The sequence below is a fragment of the Fructobacillus ficulneus genome, from assembly GCF_001047075.2.
GTDB classification, from domain to species: Bacteria; Bacillota; Bacilli; order Lactobacillales; family Lactobacillaceae; genus Fructobacillus; species Fructobacillus ficulneus.
Genome location: NZ_DF968001.1, coordinates 84,939 through 102,954 on the forward strand (window position 1 = coordinate 84,939; position 18,016 = coordinate 102,954).

Sequence of the window (18,016 nt, forward strand, 5' to 3'; positions counted from 1 at the left end):
GAAAATTCATCACCTGGATAATCACGAATCATGTCCTGCCAGACCTCAGCTTCGATTTGTTGGGTATCATACTTTTCCTGCATCATATAAAGGTTTTGTAACCAGTACCGTCGATCATGAAAACCAGCAAATAAATTCTGTCCATCAGGTAAGGTCACGACACCGTCTTGATTCTGAGTGTAAGAAACCGGTTGGTCCCAATCGAAGGCAATATCATTGATTAGCTTTTGATGGGACTTTTCTGTCACTCGATAGCCACGCCGCCCCATCTCGTCTTTAACAAGTTGAATATAGACCTGTAAATGCTCAATCGGATAATCATTCAACCGATTAACAGTTGCATGGTTAACTTGACCATGTTTCGCAATTGCGCCCGTAATGGCCAAGCACTCACGCCACTGACCAAGAATATGGTTGCGCGATAAATCTTTGATCAACTGATAGTGCCATAACCGCATTTGTTTCCCTCATTTGCAACTTGAATTCAAGTTAGCGCTTAATGGTTGCAGGACATCAAGGCACTCGTTAATTTGATAGGATTTTATCCTAACTAGTCTTACTTACCAATCGTAAAGTAGTGGACCAACTTGAAGATTCCCACGATTAGCAACATAACTCCTAAGAACATCCAAACTAAGAGTCCACCAACAAAGGGACTAAAAATCAAAGACATTCCGGCTAAGGCACTGATTAAGGCTGAAATAAAGTGCCAGACGTGGTTGCCGCCCAAGCGGTTAACAACAACGATTTGAATAATTCCTTCAACTAACCAGGTAATTCCGGTCAAAACGCCGACAACCAACAATAATGAGAATGATGCAGCTTCCATGTCGATGAAAACAAATAATCCAGCGACCAAATAAAGAATTGCAACCAAAACATCATAAAGCTTAGTACTCTTCTTTGTTTCACTACCATTCAAGGCAAAGAGTAACTTAACTCCTCCAAGAATCAATAACGCTACTCCGATTATGCTGGCCAAAAGTTTAACGCTGGCCCCTGGCCAGAATACGATAAAGGCCCCAATCAATGTTGAAATCAGTCCATCAAAACCAACTGTTCGCTTCATCTTCATTGCAAAATCATCTTGCATTTCACTCTCTCCTTTTGTTTCGTTTATTTATCAATTATAACCTAAATGTGAAATAAATGACAAGTAATTTGTAATGAGAATAAAGATGACTCTACTTAGGTATGGAAAAAAGCCATAGAATGATCAAAAAAGCACTCAAAATTTGAGTGCTTGCTATGAATCCCGAATTTGGTTATCCAAATTCCGAGGTTCAAGTCAAAAATTTAATTGGTCTTTAAAAATAATTACTTTATTCGACATCGGTTATATTTTCAATATTAGGATTTATATCATTGATGATAATAGGTATATTACCACCAATTTCTGAAATAGATTTAATTAGTGCTTGAATATTGCTCATAATCGTACCGTAACCTTGATCCATCACAAATTTTTCAGTAACATTTTCAATATCGCCTTTAATTTTAAAGAAGAATCTCACTGAAAAAGATAAAGTACGAAACATTTCTTCGTTTACTTTAGTTTCTACACCAACATCAATATTGATTATAGCTTCATCCCATGGCCCCTTATCTGGAAACCCAACTTTAGCATTAATCAAAGAAATTTTGACTTTCTCGTGGTTTTCAAAACTTTTATCAGGATTGAAATTATAATTAATGTTATAAACCCTATTTTTAGAATACAAAAGTCTTGTCATCTACTTTCCCTTCTTCAAAATTCCAAACCTCTTGATTGCTTTCGAATCTAAAATTAATAGGCCGTAAAATAAGATTTTTTATATTCAGAAAATTATAACTATTTTCAAAAAAATAATCATAGTTATTAATTTCTATCTTTTCTTGTGTATAAAAAGTATTTTTTGATAATAAAAACTTGGTCTTATTATTCAATTGTCCTGATAACATTGATATATTTGAATCTCTGGGAAAATACAAAGTGAATCTTGACTCAGAATCATTATCTTCGTCAATTTTACGTATTTCTTCGTCTAATTGATTTAAAATGTTATCCAAATCGGCTTGGTTCAATTTTGCTATTGAGTGTTCAAACTCTTTTAATGTTGGTAATTTCATATTTCCTCCTAACTACTTTGTTGATATATCTATTTTTTTCTTTGTCCCTTTAACAGCAAAGTCATCATGTTTAAACAGATAAATTGTTTTCACTTGTGCTGTCAAATGGGGAAATGTTGTTAATTTTTCGTCAATCAGCTGTTTTTCATTATTCCTGATTTTAGTTTTACCATACATTCCACTACCCCGAATCACAGAAAACGAAAAATCAAATAATTCAGGCTTCAATTCTATCATTTTATACAGGGCGTTTAACAGCGCCCCGAAATGTTTTTCAATATCAGCAGTACTTGATCGCATTTTACCGATAAAATCAACGTAGCCAAGAATCTTTGATAAAGTTTCAGTATCTGTTAAATCCAGCAATTCTTCCTCTAAAAAATTTTGTTGAACTTGAACACCGGCAAAATTTTTTGATGGAAATTTCTTTGCTTTAATTCGATACCAGTAATTCATATTAGCCCTATTATCCCAAAAATACATACCGGATCCAAGCCAATCACCATCTTCAAGAGATTTCAAAAAAATTTCGTCTTTGATATATTTATCAATCCTATCGTTAGTATCAATATGATATACCGGAATGGAATACGTCATTTTCATTCCCTCTTAATTTAACTTAACAATTAATTTTGTAAATGCAATCTTAACCAGTCGTATATTCATCTACCTATGATTTTAATATTTTTCAATATATTGTCAATATATTAAATTGTTTTTACACTATTGAGACCGAAATCATTGATTTAACTAAAATATCCATTAACTTAAAATTAACTACAATTATGACGTTTATCGACCTTCTGATATGCTTTAATTATTTAGAATATGGAGAATATCGTGCTTACCAAAAATGCTGAACTACTTCTTAAAAGTTTTATAAATAATAACTTTGACCCCATTAACCCCCATGTTTCTTATTTTTCTGAAGGTGAAATATTTAGTAAATCTCCTATCAAAGGAGAAAAGAGAACAGAAATTGCATTATCAGAACTGACAGACGCAAAATACATAGAAAAAATGACGGCTGTATACTGTATAACCACTTCTGGATCAACATATTTTGATTTAAAAAAAGATCAATTTTAACAATAAAATCGTCTGGAATATTGTCGTTCCATCAGTCCTTGGTCTTATAGGAGGCATGTTACCCACACTAATTATGTGGCTAATAAAATAGAAATAGATTCATCAAAAATCAAATGGAATAATGCTACAAAATATCAACACTTTGCATGATATGTTATTTCTTCAATATCACTTTTTTCAATTTCTTCGTAACCAGTCGGTTCATCGCCAAGATTATTATCAGCCACAAATTCAGCAAGATAAAAACCATTACTAAGAACATTTGCGATTACTGTTGTTCGCCCATCTTTTAAGCGAACAACATCATTTTCATGGATTATCATTAACTTCGTCCTTTCATATCAATATAGATACTAGTCAACCTAAAATCCTACGGCCCAAGAATCCAACCTGTCTTTATAGGTTGATGCGGTGGCTGAGAACGTCATTTTTTCGATTTCCGATAGAACAAGCACTCACAAACGTGAGTGCTTGTTAGTTATTAAGAAATAACTCGGATAACATCTCTAATAGCAACAATCGCTAAATCTAGTGTATTACCATCATTATCCATGACTTCTCCAACATAGTGATCTTTGTCAGCCAAAGGTTCAACTATCACCATCTTACGGCCATCATTTAATTCAACATAATCATATTGTTTAAAAATCATACTAACCATCCTTTTTGGTATTAATATATGCACTAGTAAGTCTCAGTCCATCATCGTCTAATATCCAGCCAGTTGTTACAATCCTTTGTTCACCATTTATTCCTTTGATGAAAATTCGTTGTTCATAGCTTGCACCCGAAAGTTGTATATCTCACGGAATATGAGTCCATTTCACGTAGCAAGAACGCTGCAAAAAATATCAAATAAAAAAAGATAACCCCGGGAGCAAAGGAATTCTTAGTTAGCAACGCCAACCTACTCGCATCCGCGAACCCAGCTTTATCCCTCTCAAGTTATCTGACGCCTAAAGTATAAAATATTATTATTTTTATTGCAACTAGTGTGGAGGATGTCTAAAAAAACAATTCAATAAACCACAGAAAAACCGCTCTACACCAGGCCTTCACCCGGTATAAAGCGGTTTTACTTGTATTAACGTTTTTATGCAAAATGCCGACTAGCGGTATTGAAAATGTACATTTATCAGTGTTTTAACAAAAATACGTGTAAATACCGTGCATTATAATTCATCAATCATTTGTTGACTTGGTTCAACCATATTGTTGACCAAATCACCGATTTCATAAATGGTTTGATTATCGTGCATCACTTTATCAAATTCATGATACAAATAATTGAACATCAACTTGTCGTCAGTGTTTGGTGATTCCTTGTATAAGTCCAATTGACTTTCAAGAATTTCTTTAAATTCCAATCGGAACACTTTCTTGATGACATCGTAATTTGCTGGCAGTTCAACATCGTTGATTCTTTTGTCGTATAGGTCAGATAGTTTTTGAGCCGTTTCAAGTGTCATATTTTCAATTGGACGTGTGCCATTCATAAATTTACTAATTGAAGACTGGTTGACACCTGTTTCCTTAGCGATAGCATATCCACTTAATCCGCTATTGAATAGTATTTCAATTTTTTGTTTAATTTCCATAGTAATCCCCAAATAAAAAAGCCCTAAGGCTTTAGACCATGCTACATACCATCATGTCTAGTGTATGAAACAATTCATCGTCTGATACTTGACGGCGACCACAGTCGCGCCAAATCTTCATTTCACATCCATCAAGCATCATCAATTCTTCACCTTCATAAGTGGCACGAATTAAATCCTTAATTCTTTCAGGTGTAACTGTCTTCAACACGTATCGTTCGTTCATAATATTTTCCTCTTTCTTTCTGTTCTTGACTATATGTATAGTATAGTACATAAGTACTATAATGTAAACACCTTTTGCGAAAGTTTTTTTATTTATTTTTAGGCAACAAAAAAAGACCCGCACAATTGCAGGCCTCATAGTCAAGAACTCTCGAAAAGAGTTATCTAAATTGTATCATATTTACGGGGCAATGCCCCATTGATTACGCATGTTCCCAGAACTTCTTGGCATCGAACCAAATGATTCCATTACCGTCTAAGAAATCAATTCCGACTGCCCCGTTGTCACCAACATTTGGCAAATATTTGTCAATTGTTCCACGTTGATATTCAGCCTTGAAACGAACCGTTGCACCATCGTTGAACGACCGACCAGCGGGATCAGATAAATCATCCAACAATTTAGTTGGAATACCGTTATCTGTCCAGTCAAACGGGTCGGCAGTCAATTCATCAATTTCTGATTGGTAGATTCCGTTTTGCAATTCCGTGTGGTTGTTGACCATCGTGCCTTGCAAGACGAAACGGTCACCACCGTTCTTGAAGTTGTCGATGTAAGTCTTACCAGTTGAACTAGATGCCGTTGGCTGTGAAGTTGATGTTGGTGCTGATTGTGATGGCACATAGTTACCGCCTGCATTGATGGCGTTTGCTCGGTCGGCAATTTCTTGCAACTTACCACGCAATTGTCCAGGACATGCAGTTGAAGTGAAGTCAGAGTGTGGGAACAAGTTCTTGCCAGGTACAACTAGACCCAAACCGTAACGGTTAGCAATGTCTGCTACCAATTTAGCCGATGCTTCCACCGTTGCTTGTGCAATGTCATAAGTTGGTGCGCCGTTGATGTTACAATGTTCAATTCCAATTGATGTCAAGTTAGCATTCCAGTCACCAGCATGCCAAGCTGTATTATCTTCATCAACATATGCTCGAATTTCACCGTTCTTACCGATACCATAATGTGCTGAAGCCTGGCGACTGTTCCAAATACCGGGAACTGAATCATAATCAGTAGTCGCCATGTGGTGGATTACAATTTTATTAATTGAGTTTCCCTGACGACCTGCCGTGTAATTAGGAAACGACTGAAATCCGTAAGGCGTTGCCAATCCTGATACTGTCATGTGTTTTTTCCTCCTATATAAAAAAGACATCCAATAAATGGATGTCCTAGTGTTCAATTATTTAGTTGTGCCGATGGCGTTCAAACGAATAACCGCTTGTTCTACCACAGCGCCGATTTGTTCTTGTGAGAACTTGCCAGTCAACTTATTAGCCACTAGGCGACTAGTGACCAATTGCATGGCCTGTGCCTTCTTATCAGGGCCAGCCAATGTAGTTGATTCTGCCATCGAGACAGCTTGATCCGCCCAAGTAAGAAGCATTTGCAAATTGCCATTCTTAGTTTTTGTCTTCAAAAACTGAACAGCGCTGTGTGATACGTATGCCAAGAATGGCGTTAAGATTGTAGCCAATGCAGTAAGCAAATTTGTGTCCATTATTATTCCTCCGTTTTTCCTATTAATACCTGTAACCGTCCAATTTGAACTTCATGAGTGTTTACACGGTCTTCCAGTTCATCAGAATGTGAACGGATTTCCCGTAACGTGTCATTTAAACCCTTGAATTGGTCGGTTAGGTATTTGATTTCACGTAAAAGGGGATTCAAGACAATTGCCTTAAATCCCCATCCCAAGCCGGCAAGGATTGCACCACAGATAGTCACCAGTGATGAAACATCCCCTATATTTTGAACAGATAACATCTTATATCTGTCCTCCTTCCCCCACGTTTTCTGATTCTACTGGTAAACAACACCAGTAATTTGTTGGAACTGGTCAGCAGTAATTGCTTGAACGATAACCCAATCTTTCAAACTATCGTTAGTCTGTAGGCCCATTTCATACCACGACTTTAAAATATCAAACATTACTTAGCCTCCTTCTCCAGTACAGCTACCCGTTGTGATAAGGTAATGTTTTGCTTCAACAATTGGTTAGCAACCGTGCTTATCTGTTGCTGATAAGGGTCTGGTGTTGATTGTTGTTGTGCTTGTTGCTGTTGCACCCATTGTTCACGTGTCACAGTACCAGTCCATGCTGAACCGTTCCATGTCGGTTCAATATAACCAGACGTTGCTGGGTCAACCGTTGTTGAATTATCTGGCTGTTCTTCTGTGAAAACAGCACCAGGAATAAATTCTTTGGTTGCTGGGTCAAATTTAAAATACCATTGTTTTTCTGCCATGTTTTATTCCTTTCTATCAAGATGGGAAGCTATCTTTTGTTTGATAGATAACTGAACCTTCAACACCGTGGGTGTTGTCGTCTTCAGCAAGTGATGTTGTCATAATTGTTCCATCGGTCTTGATAACAAACATCATAAATTTAGACCAAACTGAAATAACTGGGAATCTTGTTTCAACAGATGGACGATATCCGATCGGCATTGTTCCCATCAAATTATTTGCACTAAGACCCTGGACGTACCCGTTAAATTTAACAGAAACAGTATTATTCATCCGATGCGCTTCAACCATTAGCTTTGATGAATTGTCCATGAATTTAGCTATTTTTTCTGTTTGGTTAGGGTTTACTACTAATTGACCATTTACAGTCAAGTCTTGAACCGTTGGACTATAACTGGTACTTGTAAGCTCTTTGAAATTGGCATCAATAGTGGATGCACCATTATCCATACCTTTAAAAATCTGTTGCATGTTTTACCTCCTTAAGATAAGACAAATTTTAATGTCTTGATTCCGTCAATTAAGTACCAAACGCCGTTGTGATGTTCTAGTGTTCCGCCTTGCTGATAGTCAGCGGGCAAAATCACCTTGACGTTGTTCACGTCAGAATAGACAACTTGATTTGATACTGATACCGGTTGCGAACCTCCAAATAGTCCACTAGGTGCAGTATCAAGACCGTTTGTTTCCGTTCCGATTGCCCAATCGTAAGTGAATACACTTACCTGTGGCATGCGGTTTAAGTTGTGGTTGATAGCGACTTCAAACCCTTGTGGCACGTATTTAGTAATTAGTGCTTCAATATTTTCAAAGCGCGCATCTATCGTGCCAAACTTTCCGAAATTGGCACTGTCACGGGCATCAATCACTTCACTATCACTTGTTGCCGAACTGATGACGTTGGTGAACTTACCTTCCAAATCAGTCTGGCGTTGTTCAACGGCCGTTTGTCGACTGACGTTATCGTCAATCATGGCTTTGTTGCTGGCCCACTTGGTGGAGAGCCATTCCACGAACAGCGCCATTGCTTCACGAACATCAATGCCCCACTGCTTTTGTCGCAACCAAGTTGCCAATGTCCGGCTTTTTGCATCGACAATACCGTTTTGAATGTCGCCAGTAAATCCATTTTGGTCAGGAATATGTGACGGGTCACGATATTCATCACCATTACCAGCTGTTGGTGTTGTGTCAACAAATGTGTTATTGTCAGCCATTCAATTACTCCTTTCTCAAATATTGGTTCTTAAACCTATCTGAATAATTCTTACTCATATCAACGTTGCCAGTAATACCACTGACTGAACCTGTGCTTGTGTACTGCCACAAATCATAATCGTGGTCAGGTGGTGTGTCACGGTATGCCGGAACAATTACAGACCCCGCACGACTAACATTCAGGTTCAATTGTGTGTATAGCTGGTTAGCAACATACAAGACTATCTTGTTATCTGGCACACCCAGGCTGTTCAATTGGTTCATATAGGATTCTACAGCACCTCTCATATCTGAACCATTGGCAGCCTCCACATCTATCATGTAGAACCGCGGTTGTTTACCAGTACCAACAACCGCTTGTGTACGGTTATATAAATTAGTAGCCTCTGTCACGGCCTCAGTCGCTGTCCCTGCTGTCATATAAGAATACACAGCATAGTTAGCCGATAACTGCATCAGCCCCTTAATGTTGTCCTTATACGTCAGGTCTTCATGCCCTGAACCGTACTGAACTCGAACAATGGCCAACCCTAACCCAGCGCCAACAACTGCTTGCCAGTCTATCGTTTTCTGCCATTCCGATACATCAATGATGTTGCCATCGTAATATTGAACAGTATTATTCTGCATTGACTGCTTAATCTGTTCTTGCATGTAGTTGATAGATGCTTGGTAGTCTAATTGGTACTGTGAAAATGTCCGATTCTGTGTACCAATTTTCAACGACAAGGCGTGTGGCCGTGTGATGTCAATTTTCTTTTCCACTACCTGTAGTTCTTCAGTCACATTGATAAAATCGTCACGAATTGGATAATAATTACCCAAGTCAAAGGTCTTATAACTATCATCAAGTAGTGAAATATCCACCACATCGACTGTCCATGTCAGCAATCCAACACGTTGGTTTGTTAAATAGTCCTGACCTTTCGACATCAAGATACTTGGCACATTGACATTATTCCAGCTGACCGCCTTTTGGATAATCCCAAACCGATTTTCTAAGGCGCTATCAGACAAATACCGAACACCGCTATTCACTGACTCAATCGTCACGTGCGGCTGTGCAGAATCACCTGATAAACTATTATCTGATGTTTCTTGAATAGTTGCACCGACTGGCACTAATCTTGTGATGATGTCACGCACATCATATTCACGTTTCGCACTTTTCAAGTTCTTACCTAATTTAATGGGTGTGTCGATATGTTCACCAACTGAACTTAGATAGTCCAACACTAACTGGCCACTATCATCACGATGCCAAATTAAAAAGCCACCTAAGCGACTTATCAGTTTGTCTTTAATTGTGTCAAAAGTGTCCGTTGCATCATCAGTGAACCGATACACATTATCAGTTGAATTAGTCACAGTCACACTGCCTAGTTTGAACTGTTTCCAACTTTCAACTTGGCTGTTGTGTGTGTCGATAATCATTTGCAAGAAGTCACGAATGCTCGTGTTTTGCACCTTGCGATATACTTGCGTGCTGTCATGCAAATACGCCAAACAGTCTTCCGCTTGGATAACTTGTGTGTGTGTATTGCTAAATGAACCGTCTATCTTGACGATACGGCCATCAAACACCGCTTTACCTGTGCCAGTATCAACCACCTTAACCAGGTTCGCAATGGCCTCTGATTGCCGATACAGGCTGTTATCCATGGCGATAGTGAATGAAGCAGTCGATACACCGTTGAACAGCAAATCGACTGAACCATCTAACACCTTGTTCCCAAAGTTCTTTGGTTCGTGTAAAACCTGTCCAGTCGTGTCGTTAGCATTCTTATATACAATTACTCGATACATTTATAGCAACACCTCACTTTGAATGACAAAACGAACTGTAGCCGTTCCATGCACCGTAATGTGATTATTGCCTGACTCTAAACTAAACAAATAATCCTTGCTTTTTGTTGCATCAAACGTGTATGATTGACCGTTTTTGACGATAGTAATTGGCCCACTAGTAACAACTGATGGACTTAATGAGTTTTCGCCGATGTTCATCAAATCAATATCCATGGTGTTTTGAACACTGTACGAAAATGGTTGCATGAAGTCGTTTATCAGGTCGAAATTATCCCAATCATCAAACGTATCAACATCAGTATTGTTCTTTATAGCAAATGGATATAATGAAAAATCAACTGTCAGTGACAATGTTCTACCGCCGGCATCATCGTCAGCTTTCACGGACTGCACCTTACCAACCCAGTAATATCCTCGGTCATGGCTATCGTATAATCGTGTATCGACTGGTTGCATCAACAACCGCTTGCACTTGTTTTCAATTGCTTTTCGTGTGTCGTAATCGACATTGAAGATTGAAAATTTATAAGTGATAGTCCGTTGATTATAAAACCGCTCGCCCGTGATATTTGAAAAATCCAAGACACCATTTGAGTAGTTCAGATTTTCTGTCACCGTCTTTTCAGATGGCGTATCAGCTGACCGGTCGATAAGATAAAAGCCTTCATCTTTTGAGTTGAATTGACCAAATTCAATATATTCAGTGATTTCAATCATAGTTGATTCCGACTCCTGTCTGTCATAATGTTACCCAACGCACCATCATAGCCATTAGCTGTTGCGCCGATGAGCTTTTGACTGTCAATTGCGATAACATGACCATTTTTCACTGCTTGAACTAATTCTTGCAATAGTCCATTTGTTGAACCATTTGCATTTAGTTCAACCGAACTATAGTTACTACTTGTTGCTGTTGTGTTAGCGCTTAGCTGTCCACTGAAGTTAGTCTGCAAATCGTCCGCCATACCAGCTACATTTGACTGAACATCCTTGAAGGAGTCATTCAATCCTTGGTTCAGTCCGTCCATGATGGCATTACCTGCCGGAATCAAAAGACGGGCATCATAACTGATCGGCCCTTTATGTTCTTTAATCCAATCAGCGATACCAGACACAAACTTCTTACCAGCATCCCATGCTGATGTAAGTCCCTTAATGAAGCCATCAATAATTGCTTTACCAGCTCCAAGCAAATCAATATGTGACAATGAACTAAATGTGTTTTTGACACCATTGACAATCGAATTAACAATTGCGCCCATTCCACTGATTGCATTTGAAAACTGGCTAGAAATCCAACCGCCGATTGCGCCGACAATCTGAACAATACCGTTCAAACTATTTGTAAAGATACCCTTGATGGCGTTCCAAATAGCTGTGGCGATATTAGCCAGTGAGTTCATTGCACCTGACCAATTTCCAGTCAGAAGATTAGTGATGAAACTGATGATGTTAGCAATGATATTGATTGCAGTAGAGATGATAATAACAATGTTATTCCATACGACTGAAATAACGGTTGCAATGATATTGAATACCGTTGTAAATGTGATCATGATTGAATTTAATACTGTTGAAATGATATTAAACGCAACACTTAACCACATTCCAATTCCATTTACAATTGCTCCAAGGATTGGAACAATTACCATCTGAATGGCCTGCCATACTCCTTGTAAGAATGGAACTAAGAAATTAAATGCAAGAGTTATATAACCCACCAAAGCTGTAATCGACACGATAATTGGTGCAAAAGCAATTGCTATTCCAGCTAAAATGACCGGGAAAGCTTGCTTAATAGCTGACCAGATATTCATAAATGAATCGGCCAGTGGCTTAACGCTTTCTACAAATGATTTCCATGTGTTAACGGCTACCGATACAATACCGTTCCACAATTTTCCAAAAAATTCAGCAACCGGTTGCCATACTGGTTGAATAAATTTAACTGCTGAAGTGAATACATCAGTAATAGCATTCCAAACCGTCGTTGCAACGTTTACCAATCCTTTCCAAGCGCCTGACAGCCAATTTACAAATCCGGACCACATTTGTTGCCCGGTTTTTGTTGAAGTGAAGAACCATGTTAATGCACCGATAACTGCCACAATTGCCATACCAATTGCCACAAATGGGTTTGCACCAGTAGCAACATTAAAAGCAACCATGGCCGCCTTGGCTGCACCTATTTCTTGCTTTACATTCTTAAAAGCAAAAACAACTAATTGGATTTCTTTAGAAACGCTACTAATAACAGCAATTGTTTTTGTGACAGCAACAAATCCCTTAAATGCAAGTGTTGCCGAAACTACTCCAGCGATTAGTGGTGTTATCCAATCTTTGTTGCTTTTAACAAAGCTAACTAATCCAGCTATAACATCAGCTATTTGCTTAAACGCTTGAACAATTGTCGGCATAGCACCTTGAATTGAAGCGTTGATAGTTTTGAAACTATCATTGATAGCAACTTTTGCTTGGTTGAAAATACCAGCAATACCACCATTTACACCAGCTGACTTAATACCGTTATCAATAGCTGTGATAGTGTTAGCCATTCCATTGACAACTGCATTACGCATGTTGGTGAATGAAGTACCGATACCACCTGTTGCTGTTCGTGCCGTACTTGCAAAACCATTGACACCACCATCTAATTCAATGAACTTTTGGTTCATCTGATCAGTTGTAATCGTTCCTTTTTGAAGAGCGTTATACAAATCTTTCTGTGCCGATTTTCCAGTAAAGCCAAATGACTTAGCAACCTCATTCAAAGCGTATGGCATTGTTTCAGTCAATGTCCGCCAAGACTGCATATCAACTTTTCCGGCCGCCAGCATTTGACTATACTGTTCAACCCCACGACTGGCATCAGCTGAACTTGCTCCAGATGCCAAAAAAGCATCATTCAAAGCATTGGCAGTTTCAGCACCAGCTTTTGCTGAACCAGTTAAGATTGAAAAGCTTTGTGCATTCTTAGTGATATCTTGCAATGTAGTTGGCAAACCATCAATTCCAGCTTTTAACAGTTTGACAGCTTCTTGTGTGTCATTGGTGGTATATCCCATCTGTTTCATGACTTTTGGATATTGGTTCAATGTATCGAATCGACCAACGGCACTTGAAACGCTGTCTTTAACAACGTCTAAACCTTTTTGAACAACAGTGAAAACACCAGCTCCTTTAGCCATGTCCATTAGACTAGCTGTTATTTTCTTGGGTTGTTCTGATACATCTTGCATGCTCCGATTGATTTTATCGAGCGGACCAGAAAACATATCTTTCAGCGAGAATGTCGCTGAAATACCATAACTTTCAGCCATTTATCATCCCCCTTTCTTTAATTCTTTAATTGCTTCCTCTCGTGCTCGTTTTGCACGATCAGATAATTTTTTATACTTATTTACCTTTTTTGAATCGTCATTCTTGTGTTCGCCAGTGATTTGATTTCTCAATTTATCGTAATCAGCTATATCAGTTGGCTTTTTAACAAGTGGATTACCATTCTTATCTGAACCATTAACAGTGGCATTAATAAAGGCAAAATTAGTCATTAGCTCTTGCTTATCAATTTCATGTAAAGCATTAGCTTTCTCACGAATTAGCAATTCATCAACGGTCATCATTTCGACCTGCTCGAGCGTAAAAGTTGGGCAAACAAAAAAAGCCCTACGCAATAACGTAGAGTAATTTATTTTGCTTCTTGAACGGCTTTCATCATTTTCTCTTCCGCTTGCTTGAACCCATCCTTGATTGGTTCGTAAACCATCTTGACTGTCTTCTTTGTTAGTGGACTTTCCAGTAATAAATTTTCAACCGCACCAAATGCATCATCTAAATTGTCAGCGTTTTCCAAATCTTCTTGGACCGTGTTTGATGAATTGCCTGTCATGGCTACCAAAGCAGATTTCAAAGCGAACACATCACCACCTACAATGCCCATGACAATGTTTCCAATCTTTTCCGTATTTTTTTGAAAATCATCATTGACGATATCAAAAGCCTTTAGTGCCTTAAACGTCATCTTCAATTCGTAATCGTGTCCGTTAATTTCAAGAGTCATAAATAAATCCTTTCGATCAAAACCGCCCCGGTTAGGAATTGTGTATTTCAATGGCGATTAAATTTTCAGTTACTTAGATGGTGTAACAGTTGACGTTGATGAACTGTTTGATGTGTAAACAGGTGTTTCATCAATTGGTGCAACTTCAACAGCACCCTTAACCGTGTCACGGTAGTAGTTCTTCACAGTGGCAACATCGACTGCCGAAACAGTAGCAAGTCCCTTGACCAATTCACCATTGATAGTCAATGTAGTCTTGATAGTCGTGTTAGATTCAACATCAGCTGGTGTTTCCCAATCTGACAAATATCCAACACCATACTGTGCTACATACTTGCCATTTTGTGGTGCTTGAGAAAAGTCGATTTCCCATGCTTCCAAAGCCAAGCCCTTCTTCTGTGCATAGGCCAACACTTGGTTGGTCAAGTCATCAGAAGCAATGGCTTCAATGTCGATGGTCGTTTCAAGTGAACCAACTGAAACAACTGAACCATCTTTCGTGGCCGTTGTATCATTCTTACGACTGTTCTTAATTGAATGAGTCGTTTGCAATGCTAAACGTGTTGCATCTGCCTTATCTTTGTCTTGAAAGAGGCGGAACATCAACACTTTGTCTTTACCTTGAACAGGTGTATTCATGCTTTAATCTCCTTTATAGATAACGAACATCCATTTCCAGAATTCCGTGCCACAAAGCAATTTCAGTTGTCCTATCAGGAATCATCTGACTACTTGTGTCCGTCACTCGGTATTTGAAATGTTCGGTTGTGTCATTACTAGCAATGGCTGTCTGCAAATCATCAATAATGTCCGCAACTTCTGACCGATAATTGAACTCTGCATACACATCAATTTGGATGTGTGTCGTTCCAAGTGTCCTGTCTTTGGTTGGAATATCTGTGTTTTGCTGATTTCCGACAAAAACAAAAGGATATGACTGATTTTCATCTGGCAAATAGTCAAATGTGTCATATCCTTGTTTCTGAGACAGCTCTATTATTGTCTGAAATATTTCGTTGTACGGGTTATTGCTCATTGCGCCAACCTCTTTAGTTTCGCTATGAAACTAGTTCTTTCTTTGATAAACGGTGTTCCAAGAAACTTCCTAGCCGGCATAAAACGTGTCCCGTATTCTTGGTATTGAGCGTAATCAGTTCCAAACTTAATTTCACCGGTCAAACCGGTATAACTAATTACTTGCGAACGTTTCAATGTACCACCAACGTAGCCCTTTGGCTTTTTGGTCTTAACCTCATAACGTTCACCCCATCCAACTGGAACAAGTTCAGCACTTTTTCTGGCAACATTGACAGTCGATTCTTTCACGATTTTTCGTGCAGTGTTCATCTTGCCAATCTCTTCGATGTGCTTGATTAAGTCGTCCATTCCTTGAAACTTCACACTATAATCTGCCATGATATTCCACCCCATAAATGGTCGATGACCGGTCAGTATAGTTACTATTCTTGATTTCATAGTTCTTACCAGCAACTGTAAAGAAACCAGACCGAACATCAACTTTATTTTGGAATCGAACAGCAACGCTACCTCGTTGTGCGGATCCAAACACCAAATTCTGTGCTTGAAAACCTAAACTAGTCACGTTGACTGGGTATATTTGTGGCTGATGAACTAACGAACCTTTTTCTTGCCTGACAAATGTCAATCGTTGGTTATATCTCATAGTTAGTCACCACATGATAATCTTTCCACGATTTCGTTCAGACATGTATCGGGCAATGGTCGTTGCGTATTCATCAAAGTCGCTATTAGGATAGCTAATTGATTCCCCTTCTTGTGAAAATGAAGAATAACCCTCATTTCCAAGACGGTTGTAACGTGCCAAAACAACATGCTGAATGATTGGTTCTAATTTGTCAGGAACGGTCGTTTCATCAACCAACATAGCTAGTTGGCTTCTTGTCATCGTTTCTAGTGTCGTGATGACATTGTCTTGAACGTTGTCTGTGATACCAGCTAACGTCTTGACAGTATCAAGAACACTTGGTGTATCACCCATTCAAGGCCTCCTTACTTTGAAGGTGTTGCTGATGCATCGGTTGATGCTGAAGCTGAAGCCTTCTTAGTGTTCTTCTTTGCGTTCTTGTCAGTAGAATCTACACCATCACCTGGTACTGTTCCCAATACATCGTCAGGTGATTGTGCCACGTTGATAGTGGCAAAGGCATCAGGACGTACAGGCAAAACGGCGATTGACATAGTAGCCTTCAATGCCACCATATCTTGTTCAAACAAGTTGACAGGTGAACCATCAGCATTTGTCAAAGTTGACAATTGTGCATCAGTTGACACCTCGACTTCCAAATCTCCAGGGATTCCATAGTACAGGTAGTCAAAGTTTCCATAGACCAATTCACCACGGTTCAAGATACCTGATTGAGTGTTAACAATAGGGCGACCGTCCAACTGTCCAGTTGCTGTGTTATACAAGTGGTCTGCATATTGTCCGCCGTTTGGTTGAACAGCAGTACGCAAGGCTGGTTGGTTCATCAAAGTAGAGATGAATGCATTACCTTCAATGTTTTTAGCATAAAGCTTGTCTTCAAGTGACAAGATGTTGTCATAGTTGATGTCACCAGTTACAGTCAGGCTGTTCTTAGTGGCGTTGTCAGCCAACGATTGACCATAAGGCGAATTTACACCCTTGATAACCGCCAAATCAATTGCCTTGTCAAATTGTTCAACAATGAGTGGCGTAACAGCATTGAAGAAGTCAGGTTCTGAATACTTCAAATATTCCTTAGAAACTGGCACGATAACGGCCAACTTTTGAGCCGTCAACTTAGCAGGAAGCAATGATGGCTTACCTGTTGCAATACGTTGCGTTTCACCGTTCCAGTAAGCACCAGAAACGCCGGTCATAAATGAAAATGACTTTTCCTTTTGTCCTGCCATGTCGATCGGCTTTGCCAGTTGCAATACGGCTGATTGTCCCATCAAACGTTCCAAAACAGTTGTCTGAACGTTTGCAGGTACTTGTGATGTAGTTGTTACATTTGCTGGGTTAAATGATTGAACCATGTGTATTTCTCCTTATTTGATTACACGATTTTTTTCTGCCAATTCCATAAATGATCGGCCAGTAACTGAACCAAAAGAACCCGTGTCTTTTGGTGTTGATTGCTTAGAGAGTTCATCGACCTTTGATTTCACAGCATCAGCGATGACGGCCTTTAGATAATTGATATTGTTGTTTGTCTTTTCCACATCTTCTGACAACACCAAATCTGTTAGTTCGTCAGTGTTTGGAAGACCTGCTTCAGCCAATGTTGACTTGGCCTGAATGGAATATTCACGCATTTGCAATGACTTTTCACGTTCGGTCAACGTCTTTTCACGTTCGGCTTGTTCGGCCTTTGTCCGTTCCGCTTCTGTCATCTTTGCTAATTGCTTAGCCTTGTCTTCACGTGCTTTGGCTTCTTCTTCCCACTTGCCTCGAGCTGTTTCAATTGCCTTTGAAACTCGCTTGTCCATGAAACTATCTAGTTCAGATTGACTTTCAAAATTGATTCCGTCTTGCTTGACTTCTTCAGCATTGTCGTCAACTTGTCCTTCAACAGCTTCACTTTGTGTTGCATCGTTTTCCATTTTTTTACTCCTCCCACAAACGCTTAATTGACAGCAAAACAAAAAGACCCA

General features: G+C 39.0%; 28 protein-coding genes. 1 reads left to right on the forward strand and 27 read right to left on the reverse strand.

The features are described 5' to 3' along the window. From AOQ29_RS03725 to AOQ29_RS03745, 5 genes are all read right to left on the reverse strand, one after another. On the reverse strand, positions 1-458 hold a 458-nt coding region (locus AOQ29_RS03725; RefSeq protein WP_061993195.1), incomplete at its 3' end, for a pyrimidine dimer DNA glycosylase/endonuclease V. 98 nt (positions 459-556) lie between these two features. Next, positions 557-1,093: an HdeD family acid-resistance protein gene (locus tag AOQ29_RS03730; protein WP_061993196.1), complete on the reverse strand. Its 537-nt coding sequence runs from the start codon at positions 1,091-1,093 to the stop codon at positions 557-559. A 229-nt stretch (positions 1,094-1,322) separates the two neighbouring features. Beyond that, complete coding sequence (locus AOQ29_RS03735; RefSeq protein ID WP_061993197.1) at positions 1,323-1,733, reverse strand: hypothetical protein; 411 nt, start codon at positions 1,731-1,733, stop codon at positions 1,323-1,325. After that, the gene (locus tag AOQ29_RS03740; RefSeq protein WP_061993198.1) at positions 1,711-2,109 is read right to left on the reverse strand and encodes a hypothetical protein; all 399 of its coding nucleotides are present in this window, start codon (positions 2,107-2,109) and stop codon (positions 1,711-1,713) included. The genes AOQ29_RS03735 and AOQ29_RS03740 overlap by 23 nt, the downstream gene beginning before the upstream one ends. A gap of 12 nt (positions 2,110-2,121) precedes the next feature. Next, positions 2,122-2,706 (reverse strand): alpha-mannosyltransferase, encoded by a 585-nt coding sequence (locus AOQ29_RS03745; RefSeq protein ID WP_061993199.1) that lies wholly within the window; start codon positions 2,704-2,706, stop codon positions 2,122-2,124. 243 nt (positions 2,707-2,949) lie between these two features. Here AOQ29_RS03745 and AOQ29_RS03750 point away from each other — a divergent pair, with 243 nt between their 5' ends. Further along, complete coding sequence (locus tag AOQ29_RS03750; protein ID WP_061993200.1) at positions 2,950-3,198, forward strand: hypothetical protein; 249 nt, start codon at positions 2,950-2,952, stop codon at positions 3,196-3,198. A 134-nt stretch (positions 3,199-3,332) separates the two neighbouring features. Here the strand turns inward: AOQ29_RS03750 and AOQ29_RS03755 are convergent, their stop codons facing one another. The 22 genes from AOQ29_RS03755 to AOQ29_RS03855 all read right to left on the reverse strand — a co-directional run bounded on the left by AOQ29_RS03755 (position 3,333) and on the right by AOQ29_RS03855 (position 17,965). After that, the gene (locus AOQ29_RS03755; protein ID WP_061993201.1) at positions 3,333-3,521 is read right to left on the reverse strand and encodes a hypothetical protein; all 189 of its coding nucleotides are present in this window, start codon (positions 3,519-3,521) and stop codon (positions 3,333-3,335) included. A 158-nt stretch (positions 3,522-3,679) separates the two neighbouring features. Next, the gene (locus AOQ29_RS07685; protein WP_158530742.1) at positions 3,680-3,850 is read right to left on the reverse strand and encodes a hypothetical protein; all 171 of its coding nucleotides are present in this window, start codon (positions 3,848-3,850) and stop codon (positions 3,680-3,682) included. A 520-nt stretch (positions 3,851-4,370) separates the two neighbouring features. After that, a complete protein-coding gene (locus tag AOQ29_RS03760; protein ID WP_061993202.1) occupies positions 4,371-4,796 on the reverse strand; it encodes a helix-turn-helix domain-containing protein in 426 nt (141 codons plus the stop codon). Positions 4,797-4,827: 31 nt separating this feature from the next. After that, the gene (locus tag AOQ29_RS07630; RefSeq protein WP_148666484.1) at positions 4,828-5,022 is read right to left on the reverse strand and encodes a hypothetical protein; all 195 of its coding nucleotides are present in this window, start codon (positions 5,020-5,022) and stop codon (positions 4,828-4,830) included. Positions 5,023-5,224: 202 nt separating this feature from the next. Next, entirely contained in the window at positions 5,225-6,145 is a 921-nt protein-coding gene (locus AOQ29_RS03770) for an N-acetylmuramoyl-L-alanine amidase (protein WP_061993204.1), read from the reverse strand. Positions 6,146-6,202: 57 nt separating this feature from the next. Further along, positions 6,203-6,520: a phage holin gene (locus AOQ29_RS03775; RefSeq protein ID WP_061993205.1), complete on the reverse strand. Its 318-nt coding sequence runs from the start codon at positions 6,518-6,520 to the stop codon at positions 6,203-6,205. A 2-nt stretch (positions 6,521-6,522) separates the two neighbouring features. Further along, positions 6,523-6,786, reverse strand: coding sequence for a hypothetical protein (locus tag AOQ29_RS03780; protein WP_061993206.1), 264 nt, complete (start codon positions 6,784-6,786; stop codon positions 6,523-6,525). 36 nt (positions 6,787-6,822) lie between these two features. After that, a complete protein-coding gene (locus tag AOQ29_RS03785; protein ID WP_083989267.1) occupies positions 6,823-6,951 on the reverse strand; it encodes an XkdX family protein in 129 nt (42 codons plus the stop codon). Then, a complete protein-coding gene (locus AOQ29_RS03790; RefSeq protein WP_061993207.1) occupies positions 6,951-7,268 on the reverse strand; it encodes a hypothetical protein in 318 nt (105 codons plus the stop codon). The genes AOQ29_RS03785 and AOQ29_RS03790 overlap by 1 nt, the downstream gene beginning before the upstream one ends. Positions 7,269-7,284: 16 nt before the next feature. Beyond that, positions 7,285-7,740, reverse strand: coding sequence for a hypothetical protein (locus AOQ29_RS03795; protein WP_061993208.1), 456 nt, complete (start codon positions 7,738-7,740; stop codon positions 7,285-7,287). An 11-nt stretch (positions 7,741-7,751) separates the two neighbouring features. Next, complete coding sequence (locus tag AOQ29_RS03800; RefSeq protein WP_061993209.1) at positions 7,752-8,486, reverse strand: hypothetical protein; 735 nt, start codon at positions 8,484-8,486, stop codon at positions 7,752-7,754. A 4-nt stretch (positions 8,487-8,490) separates the two neighbouring features. Further along, complete coding sequence (locus tag AOQ29_RS03805; RefSeq protein WP_061993210.1) at positions 8,491-10,293, reverse strand: phage tail spike protein; 1,803 nt, start codon at positions 10,291-10,293, stop codon at positions 8,491-8,493. Further along, a complete protein-coding gene (locus tag AOQ29_RS03810; RefSeq protein WP_061993211.1) occupies positions 10,294-11,013 on the reverse strand; it encodes a hypothetical protein in 720 nt (239 codons plus the stop codon). Then, entirely contained in the window at positions 11,010-13,616 is a 2,607-nt protein-coding gene (locus AOQ29_RS03815) for a phage tail protein (RefSeq protein WP_061993212.1), read from the reverse strand. Before AOQ29_RS03815 ends, AOQ29_RS03810 begins: the two co-directional genes overlap by 4 nt. Positions 13,617-13,619: 3 nt before the next feature. Further along, positions 13,620-13,919 (reverse strand): hypothetical protein, encoded by a 300-nt coding sequence (locus tag AOQ29_RS03820; RefSeq protein ID WP_061993213.1) that lies wholly within the window; start codon positions 13,917-13,919, stop codon positions 13,620-13,622. Between the two features lie 65 nt (positions 13,920-13,984). After that, entirely contained in the window at positions 13,985-14,356 is a 372-nt protein-coding gene (locus AOQ29_RS03825; protein WP_061993214.1) for a tail assembly chaperone, read from the reverse strand. Positions 14,357-14,425: 69 nt separating this feature from the next. Continuing rightward, a complete protein-coding gene (locus AOQ29_RS03830; protein ID WP_061993215.1) occupies positions 14,426-14,995 on the reverse strand; it encodes a phage major tail protein, TP901-1 family in 570 nt (189 codons plus the stop codon). Positions 14,996-15,008: 13 nt separating this feature from the next. After that, complete coding sequence (gp17, locus tag AOQ29_RS03835; protein WP_061993216.1) at positions 15,009-15,392, reverse strand: tail completion protein gp17; 384 nt, start codon at positions 15,390-15,392, stop codon at positions 15,009-15,011. Next, on the reverse strand, positions 15,389-15,772 hold the full coding sequence (locus AOQ29_RS03840) for an HK97-gp10 family putative phage morphogenesis protein (protein WP_158530743.1): 384 nt from the start codon (positions 15,770-15,772) through the stop codon (positions 15,389-15,391). The genes gp17 and AOQ29_RS03840 overlap by 4 nt, the downstream gene beginning before the upstream one ends. Before the next feature lie 274 nt (positions 15,773-16,046). Then, a complete protein-coding gene (locus tag AOQ29_RS03845; RefSeq protein ID WP_061993218.1) occupies positions 16,047-16,376 on the reverse strand; it encodes a phage head-tail connector protein in 330 nt (109 codons plus the stop codon). A gap of 11 nt (positions 16,377-16,387) precedes the next feature. Beyond that, on the reverse strand, positions 16,388-17,398 hold the full coding sequence (locus AOQ29_RS03850; protein WP_061993219.1) for a phage major capsid protein: 1,011 nt from the start codon (positions 17,396-17,398) through the stop codon (positions 16,388-16,390). Between the two features lie 12 nt (positions 17,399-17,410). Beyond that, positions 17,411-17,965: a DUF4355 domain-containing protein gene (locus AOQ29_RS03855; RefSeq protein ID WP_061993220.1), complete on the reverse strand. Its 555-nt coding sequence runs from the start codon at positions 17,963-17,965 to the stop codon at positions 17,411-17,413. Positions 17,966-18,016 lie beyond the last annotated feature (51 nt).

Bases quoted from the DNA above. Each gene is read 5' to 3' on its own strand.
- AOQ29_RS03730 (WP_061993196.1), bottom strand. From the start codon at position 1,093: ATGCAAGATGATTTTGCAATGAAGATGAAGCGAACAGTTGGTTTTGAT.
- AOQ29_RS03735 (WP_061993197.1), bottom strand. From the start codon at position 1,733: ATGACAAGACTTTTGTATTCTAAAAATAGGGTTTATAACATTAATTAT.
- AOQ29_RS03740 (WP_061993198.1), bottom strand. From the start codon at position 2,109: ATGAAATTACCAACATTAAAAGAGTTTGAACACTCAATAGCAAAATTG.
- AOQ29_RS03745 (WP_061993199.1), bottom strand. From the start codon at position 2,706: ATGACGTATTCCATTCCGGTATATCATATTGATACTAACGATAGGATT.
- AOQ29_RS03755 (WP_061993201.1), bottom strand. From the start codon at position 3,521: ATGATAATCCATGAAAATGATGTTGTTCGCTTAAAAGATGGGCGAACA.
- AOQ29_RS07685 (WP_158530742.1), bottom strand. From the start codon at position 3,850: ATGATTTTTAAACAATATGATTATGTTGAATTAAATGATGGCCGTAAG.
- AOQ29_RS03760 (WP_061993202.1), bottom strand. From the start codon at position 4,796: ATGGAAATTAAACAAAAAATTGAAATACTATTCAATAGCGGATTAAGT.
- AOQ29_RS07630 (WP_148666484.1), bottom strand. From the start codon at position 5,022: ATGAACGAACGATACGTGTTGAAGACAGTTACACCTGAAAGAATTAAG.
- AOQ29_RS03770 (WP_061993204.1), bottom strand. From the start codon at position 6,145: ATGACAGTATCAGGATTGGCAACGCCTTACGGATTTCAGTCGTTTCCT.
- AOQ29_RS03775 (WP_061993205.1), bottom strand. From the start codon at position 6,520: ATGGACACAAATTTGCTTACTGCATTGGCTACAATCTTAACGCCATTC.
- AOQ29_RS03780 (WP_061993206.1), bottom strand. From the start codon at position 6,786: ATGTTATCTGTTCAAAATATAGGGGATGTTTCATCACTGGTGACTATC.
- AOQ29_RS03785 (WP_083989267.1), bottom strand. From the start codon at position 6,951: ATGTTTGATATTTTAAAGTCGTGGTATGAAATGGGCCTACAGACTAAC.
- AOQ29_RS03790 (WP_061993207.1), bottom strand. From the start codon at position 7,268: ATGGCAGAAAAACAATGGTATTTTAAATTTGACCCAGCAACCAAAGAA.
- AOQ29_RS03795 (WP_061993208.1), bottom strand. From the start codon at position 7,740: ATGCAACAGATTTTTAAAGGTATGGATAATGGTGCATCCACTATTGAT.
- AOQ29_RS03800 (WP_061993209.1), bottom strand. From the start codon at position 8,486: ATGGCTGACAATAACACATTTGTTGACACAACACCAACAGCTGGTAAT.
- AOQ29_RS03805 (WP_061993210.1), bottom strand. From the start codon at position 10,293: ATGTATCGAGTAATTGTATATAAGAATGCTAACGACACGACTGGACAG.
- AOQ29_RS03810 (WP_061993211.1), bottom strand. From the start codon at position 11,013: ATGATTGAAATCACTGAATATATTGAATTTGGTCAATTCAACTCAAAA.
- AOQ29_RS03815 (WP_061993212.1), bottom strand. From the start codon at position 13,616: ATGGCTGAAAGTTATGGTATTTCAGCGACATTCTCGCTGAAAGATATG.
- AOQ29_RS03820 (WP_061993213.1), bottom strand. From the start codon at position 13,919: ATGATGACCGTTGATGAATTGCTAATTCGTGAGAAAGCTAATGCTTTA.
- AOQ29_RS03825 (WP_061993214.1), bottom strand. From the start codon at position 14,356: ATGACTCTTGAAATTAACGGACACGATTACGAATTGAAGATGACGTTT.
- AOQ29_RS03830 (WP_061993215.1), bottom strand. From the start codon at position 14,995: ATGAATACACCTGTTCAAGGTAAAGACAAAGTGTTGATGTTCCGCCTC.
- gp17 (WP_061993216.1), bottom strand. From the start codon at position 15,392: ATGAGCAATAACCCGTACAACGAAATATTTCAGACAATAATAGAGCTG.
- AOQ29_RS03840 (WP_158530743.1), bottom strand. From the start codon at position 15,772: ATGGCAGATTATAGTGTGAAGTTTCAAGGAATGGACGACTTAATCAAG.
- AOQ29_RS03845 (WP_061993218.1), bottom strand. From the start codon at position 16,376: ATGGGTGATACACCAAGTGTTCTTGATACTGTCAAGACGTTAGCTGGT.
- AOQ29_RS03850 (WP_061993219.1), bottom strand. From the start codon at position 17,398: ATGGTTCAATCATTTAACCCAGCAAATGTAACAACTACATCACAAGTA.
- AOQ29_RS03855 (WP_061993220.1), bottom strand. From the start codon at position 17,965: ATGGAAAACGATGCAACACAAAGTGAAGCTGTTGAAGGACAAGTTGAC.